This is a genomic window from Streptomyces sp. NPDC037126 (genome assembly GCF_055605965.1).
In genome coordinates, this window is the sequence record NZ_JBVJTD010000001.1 from 870,394 (window position 1) to 882,922 (window position 12,529).

Below are 12,529 nucleotides of genomic sequence, written 5' to 3' on the forward strand. Positions count from 1 at the left end.
CTGTGGGGCACACCACCAGCCTGGGGCGCATGACGAACAACAGCACGCGCCTCGACCACGTCGTCCTGTGGGTGGCCGACCCGGTCGCCGCGGCCGGCTTCTACGAGACGGCCGTCGGTCTCGAACCCCTCAGGGTCGCCGAGTTCACCGAGGGCAAGGTCTCCTTCCCCTCCGTCCGCGTGAACGAGGAGACCATCCTCGACCTCGCCCCGCACAGCCTCGCGGAAGGCATGCAGATGCTGCCCGGCTCGGCCGACAGCGCGGGTCACCCCGTCAACCATGTCTGCCTGTCCCTGTCCACCGGCGCCTTCGACGCCCTGCGCACCCGGCTGGCCGACCACGGCGTCCCCATGACCGACATCGGCCACGACTCGTACGGCGCCCGCGGCAGGTCCACCCGCAACTTCTACTTCCGCGACCCCGACGGCAACGTCTTCGAGGCCCGGCACTACGCGCGGTAGCCTCCCAGCCCGCCGGGGCCCCGGCCCGCGACCTGTCAGAACAGCGGCTCGGGCAGCACACCCTCCAGGGCGAGCAGCTTCCGCTTGGTCTCCAGGCCACCACCGAAACCGCCGATCCCGCCGTCGCTCTCCACCACCCGGTGGCACGGCACGACCACCGGCAGCGGATTCGCGCCCATCGCCGCACCGACGGCCTGCGCCCCACCGGGCTGCCCGACCCGTCCGGCGAGATCGCCGTACCCGACCACGCTGCCGTACGGCACGCCGGACGCCAGCTCGCGCAGCACCTGCCGGTTGAAGCCGGAGATCAGCGACCAGTCCAGCGGCAGATCGAAGTCCTGCCGCGCACCGGCGAAGTAGGCCCGCAGCTGGCGTATCGCCTCGGCCAGCAGCGGTGCGTCCGGGTCCTCCACGGGCGCGCCGCCGAGCCGGGACGCCAGCCGCTCAAGTGTCCGGTCGCGCACCGCGTCCGTGGCGTGGAAGACGACGTTGACGAGCCCGTCCGGGGTCGCCGCCAGCATCAGCGGGCCGATGTCGGTCCCGACGACGGCCCACACGACCCGCTGCTCGTCCTGCCCATGGCTCTCCATGCGCCAACGGTACGACCCGCCACTGACAACGCCCTGCGGTTCAGCCCGAGGCAAGCGCCGCGCGGACCACGTCGGGCTTGTTGGTGATGATCCCGTCCACGCCGTACCCGGCAACCTTGTGCGCGGTGGCGGCGTCGTTCACCGTCCAGGCGAACACCCTGAGCGGCCTGCCGTGCGGCCCCCCGACGGTGTGCGCGGCCGCCACGTAGTTCCTCGACAGCGAGCCGTACGACGGGTTGATCAGATCGACGAAACGCGCGTACCGGGGCAACTGCGCCACGGTCGGCATGCCCAGGTAGGCGGTGGTCAGCGCGGGCTTCAGCTCGTGGACGGTCCGCACGCTGTCGGCGCTGAAGCTCTGCACGACGAGTCGCCTCAGGTGCCCGCGGTCCAGCCAGCCCTCGTTGCCCAGCAGTTTCAGGGTCTGCTGTTCGAGCCCGGGGTACAGCTCCGGGTTCTTGATCTCCAGGAGCAGGTTCTCGTGGTTGTGCTCGATCCGGCGCATGTACTGCTTCAGCGTCGGCACGCGTGTGCCCGCGTAGGCGGGGGAGAACCAGCTGCCGGCGTCCAGCCGGGCGATCTCGGCGGCGGTGAAGTCCTTCACCTTCCACGGGGACCGGCCCGGGAAGACCTTCTTCACGTTCGTGGTGCGCTGCAGGCTGTCGTCGTGGATGACGACCAGCTCGCCGTCCTTGGTGCGCTGGACGTCGTTCTCGACCCAGGTGAAGCCCAGCTTTGCCGCCTTGTCGATCGAGGCCAGGGTGTTCTCCGGGGCGTAGGCCGAGGCGCCCCGGTGGGCGATCACCGTGGGCCTGCCGGCCTCGCCGGCCCGGGCTTCGGAGGTGGGACTCACCAGAGCCGCCGTCCCCAGGGCCGCGGCAACCAGGAAGGCGACTACGCGCGCGTGCATGCGTACTCCTTGCGTCGTGTGAACACCGACAGCACCAGACTGACAGCAGAGGGTCAACGACATCCGGGTGCACGACGGCCACACATCGAACGGAGATGTCCCGGTGTACTCACGAGTGCCGCACATCTGGGGCAAGGCCGTGATTCTTTGCCGGAAAATCGTTCGACCATTCCGGTCGGGGCCATACTCTCTGCGACAACCCTGACCGCCCGAGCGGTTCCGGGACGGGGGCGCATTTCAGGTGTTCAGGGACGCAAGAGGGCGGAAAGGCAGCCGCGGATGCAAGGCACGGTCGACGGATTCAGCTATGGGGCCGTCACCCCGTTGGTGGCCTATCTGATGGCCTGCCTCGGTGGTGCCCTCGGCCTGCGCTGCACCACCCGGTCCCTGCTGGTCAGCCACTCCTGGCGGCCGGCCTGGCTGGCCCTCGGAGCGGCCGCGATCGGCTCCGGCATCTGGACCATGCACTTCGTCGCGATGATGGGCTTCAGTATCAAGGAGACCTCGATCCACTACGACGAGCCGATCACCTACGCGAGCCTCGGGCTCGCGATCGTCATGGTCGGCGTCGGGATCTTCATCGTCGGATACCGGGGCGCCGCCGGCATCCCTCTCTTCACCGGCGGCACGATCACCGGTCTGGGCGTCGCCTCGATGCACTACCTCGGCATGGCCGGCATGCGTTTCGACGGGCGGTTCACGTACAACACGGTCACCGTCGCCGTCTCCGTCGTCATAGCGGTCGTCGCCGCCACAGCCGCCCTGTGGGCCGCCGGACGCGTGCGCGGCTTCCTCTGGAGCGTGGGGGCGAGCCTGGTCATGGGGCTCGCCGTCAGCGGTATGCACTACACGGGGATGGCTGCCCTGAGCGTCCACCTCGACGGCATGTCCCACGCCGGCGGGGACGCGCCGAGCGTGTCCGCGCTCGTGCCGATGCTGATCGGCCCGCTGGCCTTCCTGCTCCTCGCGGGCATCGTCGTGATCTTCGACCCGCAGATCGTCATGGGCCGGCCCCAGGGGGCGCCCGTCGAGCACAAGCCGGGCGTCCCGGCCGCAGCCGTCGCCTCCCACGCGGACCGGCGGCCCCTGGTCCACCAGACACGCGAGCCGGTCGGCCGGCTCCAGCGCCAGGGCGCCCGGACTCCGCAGAACCGCTGATCGGGACCCGTTGTCAGTGGGGGGTCGTACGGTTGATGGCATGCGGCCCGTTTCCCACATCGAACGCACGGTGGCGCCCTTCGAGGTCGTCAGCCCCTACCAGCCCAGCGGTGACCAGCCGGCGGCCATCGCCGACCTGGCCAAGCGCATCGAGGCCGGTGAGAAGGACGTCGTCCTGCTGGGCGCGACCGGCACCGGCAAGTCCGCCACCACGGCGTGGATGATCGAGAAGCTCCAGCGCCCCACCCTCGTGATGGCACCGAACAAGACGCTGGCCGCCCAGCTGGCCAACGAGTTTCGCGAGCTCCTGCCGAACAACGCGGTCGAGTACTTCGTCTCGTACTACGACTACTACCAGCCCGAGGCCTACGTCCCGCAGTCCGACACCTACATCGAGAAGGACTCCTCGATCAACGAGGAGGTCGAGCGGCTGCGCCACTCCGCGACGAACTCGCTGCTCACCCGGCGTGACGTCATCGTGGTCGCCTCGGTGTCCTGCATCTACGGCCTCGGTACCCCGCAGGAGTACGTGGACCGGATGGTCCCGCTCCGGGTCGGCGACGAGATCGACCGGGACGAGCTGCTGCGCCGCTTCGTCGACATCCAGTACACGCGCAACGACATGGCGTTCACCCGCGGCACCTTCCGCGTCCGCGGCGACACCATCGAGATCTTCCCGGTCTACGAAGAGCTGGCCGTCCGCATCGAGATGTTCGGCGACGAGATCGAGGCGCTGTCCACGCTCCACCCGCTCACCGGCGAGATCATCAGCGACGACCAGCACCTCTACGTCTTCCCCGCCTCCCACTACGTCGCCGGTCCCGAGCGCATGGAGCGGGCGGTCAACGACATCGAGAAGGAGCTGGGGGAGCGCCTGTCCGACCTGGAGAAGCAGGGCAAGCTCCTGGAGGCCCAGCGCCTGCGGATGCGCACCACGTACGACATCGAGATGCTCCGCCAGATCGGCACCTGCTCCGGTGTCGAGAACTACTCGATGCACTTCGACGGCCGCTCGCCCGGCTCCCCGCCCAACACCCTGCTGGACTACTTCCCGGACGACTTCCTGCTCGTCATCGACGAGTCGCACGTCACCGTCCCGCAGATCGGCGCGATGTACGAGGGCGACGCCTCCCGCAAGCGCACCCTCGTGGACCACGGCTTCCGCCTGCCCTCCGCCCTGGACAACCGCCCCCTGAAGTGGGAGGAGTTCCAGGAGCGCATCGGGCAGACCGTCTTCCTGTCGGCCACCCCCGGCACCTACGAGCTGTCGCGCTCCGACGGTGTCGTGGAGCAGATCATCCGCCCGACCGGCCTGGTCGACCCGGAGGTCGTGGTCAAGCCCACCGAGGGCCAGATCGACGACCTGGTGCACGAGATCCGCAAGCGCACCGAGAAGGACGAGCGGGTCCTGGTCACCACGCTGACCAAGAAGATGGCCGAGGACCTCACCGACTACTTCCTGGAACTCGGCATCCAGGTGCGCTACCTGCACAGCGACGTCGACACCCTGCGCCGCGTCGAGCTGCTGCGCGAACTGCGCTCCGGTGAGTACGACGTCCTGGTCGGCATCAACCTGCTCCGGGAGGGCCTCGACCTGCCCGAGGTGTCCCTGGTGGCCATCCTGGACGCCGACAAGGAGGGCTTCCTGCGCTCCGGCACCTCGCTGATCCAGACCATCGGCCGCGCGGCGCGCAACGTCTCCGGCCAGGTCCACATGTACGCCGACAAGATCACCCCGGCGATGGAGAAAGCCATCGACGAGACCAACCGCCGCCGGGAGAAGCAGGTCGCCTACAACAAGGCCAACGGCATCGACCCGCAGCCGCTGCGCAAGAAGATCAACGACATCGTCGCGCAGATCGCGCGCGAGGAGGTCGACACCGAACAGCTCCTCGGTTCCGGCTACCGCAACCTGAAGGACGGCAAGGGTGCCAAGGCACCCGTTCCGGCCCTCGGCGACAAGGCGGCCAAGGGCGCGAAGGCCGGCAAGACCGCCAAGGGCAAGGCCGCGGCCACGGTGCCCACGGACCGTCCGGCGGCCGAACTGGCCGAGCAGATCGAGCAGATGACCGAGCGCATGCGTGCGGCCGCCGCGGAGCTGCAGTTCGAGATCGCGGCACGGCTGCGCGACGAGGTCTCGGAGATGAAGAAGGAACTGCGCCAGATGCGGGAGGCGGGCATCGCCTGACCTCGGGACACCCCGTCGGACCTCGGCTTATGCGCCAAGTGTTGCAACACCGACACAAAGCGCGGGCCGGGGTTCGGTGCTGTCGCTGCCCCTGCGTAGGGTTCTGGACAGCCGCGCGATGCGTGGCAACAGGGGAACACCGAGAGGGGATTCAGCCGTGTCCGTCAACTTGACCAAGGGTCAGGCCATCAGCCTGGAGAAGAAGGACGGGGCCACCCTCACCGCGGTCCGCATGGGGCTCGGCTGGCAGGCGGCGAAGCGGCGCGGCCTGTTCGGCTCGCGTACCAAGGAGATCGACCTGGACGCGTCCGCCGTGCTCTTCGCGGAGAAGCAGCCGGTCGACGTCGTCTTCTTCCGCCACCTGGTGAGCGACGACGGTTCCGTCCGCCACACCGGCGACAACCTCGTCGGCGGTGCCGGCCAGGGCGGTGACGACGAGGCGATCCTCGTGGACCTCCAGCGCGTCCCGGTCCACATCGACCAGATCGTCTTCACCGTGAACTCGTTCACGGGACAGACCTTCCTGGAGGTGCAGAACGCTTTCTGCCGCCTCGTGGACGAGACCAACGGCCAGGAACTCGCCCGCTACACGCTGGACGGCGGCGGCGAGTACACGGCGCAGATCATGGCCAAGGTGCACCGTGCGGGCTCGGGCTGGACGATGACCGCCCTGGGCACGCCCGCCAACGGCCGCACCTTCCAGGACCTGATGCCGTCGATCCTGCCGCATCTGTAGGACCGGACGGGCCACCCGGCGGGGCGAGCACGACAACACGACACAGGGGGGCGACGGCGATGACGGCCGAGCTGGTGCGGGGGCAGAACCACCCGCTGTCCCAGGTCCGGCTGGAGATCCGGATCTCGGCCGGAGTGCCGGTCCTGGCCGGAGCCACGCTGGGCGACGAGAACGGCGCGGTGCACGGCACTCAGTGGGTCGCCCATCCCGGCGCCCCCGCACTGCCCGGCGTCGAGGTCTCCCGCCAGGCCGCCGCCCAGCACCGGCTGGCCGTGGACCTCTCCGCCCTCCCCGAGGCCGTGCACCGCGTCGACGTGTTCCTCGCCCTGCCCACGGCCACCGGAGGCCCGCTCCGATTCGGTGCCGTCCCCGCCCCGCACACCACGGTCAACGGCCCCGACGGCACCGAACTCGTCTGCTACACCCTTACCGGCCTCGACGCCGAGGCGGCCGTGCTCGCCCTGGAGCTGTACCGCAGACAGGGCGCCTGGAAGGTCCGTGCGATGGGCCAGGGGTACGCCGGCGGTCTTCCGGCCCTCCTCGCCGACCAGGGGGTGTGCGAGGCCGAGGACCTGGCGGTCACCGTCCAGGAGGCGACGCTCCACAACCTGGCGCGCGCCGTACCGGCACCGTCTCCCGCGGCTCCGCACGATCCGGCGGTCACCACGGCGAGGCCGGAACCGACGCCGTCGTACGACCCGGACCTCGCGCACGATCCCGGCCGGAACCCCTACGGCACCGAGGCGCCGGGCGCCGGGCCGCACGACACGTCCGGCCCGATCGACTACACGCACCCCGATCGCGTCCGGCACAGCACCCCGCCGCCACCGCCCACGTCCCCGGCCTCTCCGGACGCCGACGGCCGGCCGGCCCCGCCGATCGCCGGCGATGCCGTGGGCTGGTCGATGGAGGAACGGCTGTACAACCAGGTCTGGGGCATGTTCGAGGACCTCGCCCGGACCACCGCGGCCTACCGCAGCGCCGTGGACTTCGCCGACTCCCGCCTGGAGAAGGAACTCGACCAGGCCCTCACCGACCCCCGCGGCCGGCTCGGCGCGGCGGGCGACGCAGCGCGCGAGACGGCCCAGGCCCGCCGGGAGCAACTGGTCGACCAGGCGCGCGCCGTCCTCGACCGCGACCTCGCCCAGCTCACCGCTGAGTCGGAGGTCGTCGAGCCCGCGCTGCCGCCCGCGTACGCCCGCTGGGACAACCCGGTCTGGCACGGCTACCGGGTGCCCACCGAGCCGCCGATGGCCCTGCGACTCGGCGATCTGCACCTGCCCGAAAGCGTGCCGCTGCGCATCCCCCTGCTGGTCAGGCTGCCACTGGAACGCGGCCTGTGGATCGACAGCGGTCCGGAGACCGGCTTGGACGACTCCTTCCCGGACCCCGCCGAGCTGCGGCACCGGGCCGTGGAGGCCGCGGCGGCGCTCGCCGCGCGGCTGCTCGCCGTGCACCCGGTGGGGGAGTTCGCCGTGCAGATCATCGACCCGGCCGGGGCGGGGGCCCGCGCGCTTGTGCCGCTGACGCGCACCGGAGTGCTCGCGACACCTCCCGCGGCCGGCGCGGCGGGCGTGACGGACGTGCTGGAGCGGCTCACCCGGCGGGTCGACCTGCTGCAGATGGCGGTGGGCGGTGGCATGCCGGAGTCGCTGCCGGCCGACGTGGACACCGCGCGGCAACTGCTGATCGTCAACGACTTCCCGCACGGGTTCGACGACCGGGCGGTCACCCGGCTGCGCTACCTGGCCGACGAGGGCCCCGCCGTCGGGGTCCACCTCCTGATGGTCGCGGACCGCGCGGACGCCGCTGCCTACGGCCCCTTGCTGGACCCGCTGTGGCGTTCGCTGATGCGACTCACCCCGGTTCCCGACGATCAGCTCGCCGACCCCTGGGTGGGGCACGCCTGGACGTACGAGCCCGCGCTCGAGCCGGACGGCAGCCGGATCCTGGAACAGGTGCTCACCGAGGTGGCCACGGCCAGGGCCAAGCACAGGTAAAGCGCCTACCACCTGCTCATTTGGTCTTTGTTTTACTTTTCCCTTTACTGTTCCTTGGTGATTGGGTACTCTCTTTCGTGCGGAGGGGAGTACTCCCTGACTGCGGCGCACCCGTCAGTACGGGCCGGTTCCGGCCCCGGGGCGTCGGCCCCGCGCGGGTGGAAGAGACCTCCGGCAGTGACAACGCTGAACGTGTTTGCCGTGACGAAATGCCGGAGGTGCAGTGGAAGTCTCCGTGACCCTGTGGGTCCTGACCATCGTGGGCCTGGCCGCCCTGATCGCCGTCGACTTCTTCATCGGTCGCAAACCCCATGAGGTGTCGGTCAAGGAAGCCGGCGTCTGGACCGTCGTCTGGGTGGCCCTGGCCGGACTGTTCGGCCTCGGACTGCTCGTCCTCGGCGGCGGGCGGCCGGCAGGCGAGTTCTTCGCGGGCTTCATCACCGAGAAGTCGCTGAGCGTCGACAACCTCTTCGTCTTCGTCCTGATCATGGCGAAGTTCGCGGTCCCCGCCCGTTACCAGCAGCGCGTCCTGCTCGTCGGCGTGCTCATAGCCCTGGCCCTGCGGGCCGTCTTCATCGCGGCCGGCGCCGCGATCATCGCGAGCTTCTCCTGGGTGTTCTTCCTCTTCGGCGCCTTCCTCGTCTGGACCGCCTGGAAGCTCGTCCAGGAGGCCCGGTCCGACGACGAGGACGAGGAGTTCGAGGAGAACAAACTGCTGAAGGCCGCGGAGCGCAGGTTCGGCGTGGCCGACCGATACCACGACACCAAGCTGTGGATCCGGCAGAACGGCAAGCGGGTCATGACCCCGATGCTTGTCGTGATGCTCGCCATCGGCACCACGGACGTGCTGTTCGCCCTGGACTCGATACCCGCGATCTTCGGCCTGACCCAGGACCCGTACATCGTCTTCACCGCCAACGCCTTCGCGCTGATGGGGCTGCGTCAGCTGTACTTCCTCATCGGCGGTCTGCTGAAGAAGCTGGTCCACCTCTCGTACGGCTTGTCGGTCATCCTCGGCTTCATCGGCGTGAAGCTGGTCCTGCACGCGCTGCACGAGTCCGGTGTCCATGTCCCCGAGATCAGCATCCCGGTCTCGCTCGGCGTGATCTGCGCGGTCCTGGTCGTCACCACGATCACCAGCCTCATGGCCTCCAGGAAGCAGGCGGTCGCCGAGGCGGCGCAGACCGAGGGCGAAGTCACCCGCAAGGACACCGTGGACGCCTGACCGCGCCGCACACGGGGTCGGATCGCCGCACGCGGGACCGGCCCTGGGTGCGAGGTGCCACTCCTCCGCACGCAGCAACCCACTCGCGGACACGTGGGGCACGGCAGCGCCGGTGTCGGGCCCCGCAGGAAGGAACGAAAGTATCCGGAAAGCGCAGAATGCGAACCCCACAGCTCTCTGCGAGCATCGCGGCATGATCACTAGGCTGCGGTCGTTCGCCCGGCACTGGACGATCCTCATGCCGGTGCTCGCGGTCGTCCTCCTGGTCTTCACCTGGGGCCGGGGTCTGCCGGGCGCGGTCGTCGCCCTGGTGACCCTCGTCCTCGCCGGCTCCGTCCTGGCGGCGGTGCACCACGCCGAGGTCGTCGCCCACCGGGTCGGCGAGCCCTTCGGCTCCCTGGTGCTCGCCATCGCCGTCACGGTCATCGAGGTGGCCCTGATCGTCACCCTGATGGCCGACGGCGGAGCCAAGAGTTCCACCCTGGCCAGGGACACCGTCTTCGCCGCCGTGATGATCACCTGCAACGGCGTCGTCGGTCTCAGTCTGCTCGTCGCCTCCCTGCGGCACGGCACCGCGGTCTTCAACGCGGAGGGGACCGGCGCCGCCCTGGCGACCGTGGCGACGCTGGCCACGCTCAGCCTGGTGCTGCCCACCTTCACCACCAGCAAGCCGGGGCCCGAGTTCTCCAGCGTCCAGCTGATGTTCGCCGCGCTGTCCTCACTGATCCTGTACGGCCTGTTCGTGGCCACCCAGACGGTGCGTCACCGGGACTACTTCCTGCCCATCACCCGGCAGGGCGTGGTCATCACCGCCGACGACCACGCCAACCCGCCGTCCGCGCGCACCGCCCGGATCAGCCTCGGGCTGCTCGGGCTGGCGCTCGTCGGCGTGGTCGGCCTGGCCAAGGGGGTGTCGCCCACCATCGAGTCCGGCGTGGCGGCGGCCGGGCTCAACCAGGCCGTGGTCGGCGTGATCATCGCCCTGCTCGTGCTGCTTCCGGAGACGATCGCGGCGCTGCGCTCGGCCCGCCGGGACCGTGTGCAGACGAGCCTCAACCTGGCGCTCGGCTCCGCGATGGCCAGCATCGGCCTGACCATCCCGGCCGTGGCGCTGGCCTCGGTCTGGCTGTCGGGACCGCTCGTCCTCGGCCTCAACGCGACGCACATGCTGCTGCTCGCGCTGACGGTGGTGGTCAGCTCCCTGACGGTCGTTCCGGGACGGGCGACGCCCCTCCAGGGCGGCGTCCATCTGGTGGTGTTCGCGGCCTACCTGGAACTGGCGATCAACCCTTAGCCGGCCCGAGGTCAGCCCGTGGCCGGCTCCGCCACCGGTACGGGGACCGGCCGCGTCTCGGGCAGCAGCGCGAAGCAGCCGAGGCTCAGCAGTGCGACAGCCGTCAGATACAGGCCCACGCCCCAGGGGACGCGCCCGCTGCCCTGGGCCAGCGCCGTCGCCACGATCGGGGTGAGGGCGCCGCCTAGGACCCCGCCGAGGTTGTAGCCCACGGCGGCGCCGGTGCAGCGGACCCGCGCCTCGTAGAGTTCCGGCAGGTAGGCCGCGATCACCGCGAACATGGTGATGAAGGCGAGCAGCGCGCCCAGGATGCCGAGGAACATCATCAGCGGCTCACCGGTCGCCAGCAGCGCGACCATCGGCAGCATCCACAGGGCGCAGGCCGCACAGCCCGCCAGGCACATCGTGCGGCGCCCGAAGCGATCGCCGAGCAGCGCCATGAGGGGCGTCAGGGAGCCCTTCACCACCACGGCGGCCATGACGCAGGTCAGCATGACCGTGCGACTCACCCCGAGCCGTTCCGTCGCGTACGAGAGCGACCACGTCGTCACCGCGTAGAACACCGCGTACCCGGCCGCCAGCGCGCCCGCCGTCAGCAGCACGAGCCGCCCGTGGTGCCGCACGACCTCGACGAGCGGCACGCGCGCGTGGTCGTCGATCTCCAGGAACCGGGGGCTCTCGGGGAGCGCCGAGCGAAGCCACAGTCCTGCCAGTGCGAGCCCGCCGGCCGCCCAGAACGGCACCCGCCACCCCCACCGGGCGAACTCGGCGTCGGACAGGGCGGCCGACAGTGCGAGCATCACGCCGTTGGCGAGCAGGAAGCCGATCGCGGGGCCCACCTGGGGAAAACACGACCACAGGGCACGACGTTCGGCGGGAGCGTGTTCGGCGGTCAGCAGCACCGCCCCGCCCCATTCGCCGCCGAGCCCGAGCCCCTGCAGGAAACGCAGCACCAGGAGCAGCACCGGCGCTGCCACGCCGATCGTCCCGTACGTCGGTACGAAGCCCACCGCGACCGTCGAGGCGCCGGTGAGCAGCAGCGAGACGACGAGCACCGGCCGTCGGCCGCGCCGGTCGCCGAGGTGTCCGAACAGTGCCGAACCCAGCGGCCGGGCGATGAAGCCCACCCCGAACGTCGCGAACGCCGCCAGCGTTCCCGCGACCGGCGAGACCGTCGGGAAGAACAGCGGCCCCAGGACCAGCGCAGCGGCGGTCCCGTAGGCGAAGAAGTCGTAGAACTCGATCGCGGTCCCGGCGAGGGAGGCGGTCGCGAGTCGCAGCATGGACGGGGTGTTCACTGGGCGTGCATCGTGCATGCTGGGTCAACTACCCACAGTGATCGACGGTTACGGGGGCGCGTGGTGGTGATCATCGGGCGGAGCGCGCGCCCCGGTGACCGGCGAGTGCGGCCGGCCGTGCGCCGGGAGTGGCCGTGATAGACCGGGTGGGAGCAGCGGTCGTAGACGCACCGCCCCGAACGGACCGGAGGAACCGTGCCCCGCACCCTGGCCAACGCCCCGATCATGATCCTCAACGGGCCCAACCTGAACCTGCTCGGTCAGCGCCAGCCCGAGATCTACGGCAGGGACACGCTGGCCGACGTGGAGGCGCTCTGCGTCAAGGCGGCGGCCGCGCACGGCGGCACGGTGGACTTCCGGCAGTCCAACCACGAGGGCGAACTGGTCGACTGGATCCACGAGGCGCGCCTGAACCACTGCGGGATCGTCATCAACCCCGCTGCCTACTCGCACACTTCGGTCGCGATCCTGGACGCGCTCAACACCTGTGACGGCATGCCCGTGCTGGAGGTGCACATCTCCAACATCCACCAGCGCGAGGCGTTCCGACACCACTCGTACGTCTCGTCGCGCGCCGACGGCGTGATCGCCGGATGCGGGGTGCAGGGCTATGTGTTCGGCGTGGAGCGCGTCGCCGCCCTGGTGGGCGCGGCACGGGCCGAGGCGTAG

At 70.3% G+C, this 12,529-nt stretch carries 11 protein-coding genes; 8 read left to right on the forward strand and 3 right to left on the reverse strand.

Translation table 11 applies throughout. The annotated features are described in order from the left end of the window. The first annotated feature begins 29 nt into the window (after nucleotides 1-29). Nucleotides 30-461, forward strand: coding sequence for a VOC family protein (locus ACZ7FF_RS03985; RefSeq protein ID WP_470809221.1), 432 nt, complete (start codon nucleotides 30-32; stop codon nucleotides 459-461). A gap of 35 nt (nucleotides 462-496) precedes the next feature. Here ACZ7FF_RS03985 and ACZ7FF_RS03990 read toward each other — a convergent pair whose 3' ends face one another. Together ACZ7FF_RS03990 and ACZ7FF_RS03995 are read right to left on the reverse strand one after the other, a co-directional pair. Then, a complete protein-coding gene (locus ACZ7FF_RS03990) occupies nucleotides 497-1,051 on the reverse strand; it encodes a methylated-DNA--[protein]-cysteine S-methyltransferase (RefSeq protein WP_470809223.1) in 555 nt (184 codons plus the stop codon). A 40-nt stretch (nucleotides 1,052-1,091) separates the two neighbouring features. Then, nucleotides 1,092-1,961, reverse strand: a complete 870-nt coding sequence (locus ACZ7FF_RS03995) for a glycerophosphodiester phosphodiesterase (protein WP_470809224.1) — start codon at nucleotides 1,959-1,961, stop codon at nucleotides 1,092-1,094. A gap of 279 nt (nucleotides 1,962-2,240) precedes the next feature. Here ACZ7FF_RS03995 and ACZ7FF_RS04000 point away from each other — a divergent pair, with 279 nt between their 5' ends. From ACZ7FF_RS04000 to ACZ7FF_RS04025, 6 genes are all read left to right on the forward strand, one after another. After that, a complete protein-coding gene (locus ACZ7FF_RS04000; RefSeq protein ID WP_470809225.1) occupies nucleotides 2,241-3,119 on the forward strand; it encodes an MHYT domain-containing protein in 879 nt (292 codons plus the stop codon). A 40-nt stretch (nucleotides 3,120-3,159) separates the two neighbouring features. Next, nucleotides 3,160-5,307, forward strand: coding sequence for an excinuclease ABC subunit UvrB (uvrB, locus tag ACZ7FF_RS04005; RefSeq protein ID WP_470809226.1), 2,148 nt, complete (start codon nucleotides 3,160-3,162; stop codon nucleotides 5,305-5,307). Between the two features lie 157 nt (nucleotides 5,308-5,464). Continuing rightward, nucleotides 5,465-6,043 carry a TerD family protein gene (locus ACZ7FF_RS04010; protein WP_470809228.1) on the forward strand — a complete coding sequence of 193 codons (579 nt, stop codon included), beginning with the start codon at nucleotides 5,465-5,467 and terminating at the stop codon, nucleotides 6,041-6,043. Nucleotides 6,044-6,102: 59 nt separating this feature from the next. Next, nucleotides 6,103-8,043, forward strand: coding sequence for a TerD family protein (locus tag ACZ7FF_RS04015; RefSeq protein WP_470809230.1), 1,941 nt, complete (start codon nucleotides 6,103-6,105; stop codon nucleotides 8,041-8,043). 223 nt (nucleotides 8,044-8,266) lie between these two features. After that, complete coding sequence (locus ACZ7FF_RS04020; RefSeq protein WP_470809231.1) at nucleotides 8,267-9,268, forward strand: TerC/Alx family metal homeostasis membrane protein; 1,002 nt, start codon at nucleotides 8,267-8,269, stop codon at nucleotides 9,266-9,268. A gap of 193 nt (nucleotides 9,269-9,461) precedes the next feature. Next, nucleotides 9,462-10,562, forward strand: coding sequence for a calcium:cation antiporter (locus ACZ7FF_RS04025; RefSeq protein ID WP_470809233.1), 1,101 nt, complete (start codon nucleotides 9,462-9,464; stop codon nucleotides 10,560-10,562). A gap of 11 nt (nucleotides 10,563-10,573) precedes the next feature. Here the strand turns inward: ACZ7FF_RS04025 and ACZ7FF_RS04030 are convergent, their stop codons facing one another. After that, the gene (locus tag ACZ7FF_RS04030; protein WP_470809592.1) at nucleotides 10,574-11,845 is read right to left on the reverse strand and encodes an MFS transporter; all 1,272 of its coding nucleotides are present in this window, start codon (nucleotides 11,843-11,845) and stop codon (nucleotides 10,574-10,576) included. A gap of 210 nt (nucleotides 11,846-12,055) precedes the next feature. Between ACZ7FF_RS04030 and aroQ the strand changes: the two genes are divergently transcribed. After that, nucleotides 12,056-12,529, forward strand: coding sequence for a type II 3-dehydroquinate dehydratase (gene aroQ, locus ACZ7FF_RS04035; protein ID WP_470809235.1), 474 nt, complete (start codon nucleotides 12,056-12,058; stop codon nucleotides 12,527-12,529).

Coding starts and splice junctions, on each gene's coding strand:
- ACZ7FF_RS04000 (WP_470809225.1), top strand. CDS start 2,241: ATGCAAGGCACGGTCGACGGATTCAGCTATGGGGCCGTCACCCCGTTG.
- ACZ7FF_RS03985 (WP_470809221.1), top strand. CDS start 30: ATGACGAACAACAGCACGCGCCTCGACCACGTCGTCCTGTGGGTGGCC.
- ACZ7FF_RS03995 (WP_470809224.1), bottom strand. CDS start 1,961: ATGCACGCGCGCGTAGTCGCCTTCCTGGTTGCCGCGGCCCTGGGGACG.
- ACZ7FF_RS03990 (WP_470809223.1), bottom strand. CDS start 1,051: ATGGAGAGCCATGGGCAGGACGAGCAGCGGGTCGTGTGGGCCGTCGTC.
- uvrB (WP_470809226.1), top strand. CDS start 3,160: ATGCGGCCCGTTTCCCACATCGAACGCACGGTGGCGCCCTTCGAGGTC.
- ACZ7FF_RS04030 (WP_470809592.1), bottom strand. CDS start 11,845: ATGCTGCGACTCGCGACCGCCTCCCTCGCCGGGACCGCGATCGAGTTC.
- ACZ7FF_RS04025 (WP_470809233.1), top strand. CDS start 9,462: ATGATCACTAGGCTGCGGTCGTTCGCCCGGCACTGGACGATCCTCATG.
- ACZ7FF_RS04015 (WP_470809230.1), top strand. CDS start 6,103: ATGACGGCCGAGCTGGTGCGGGGGCAGAACCACCCGCTGTCCCAGGTC.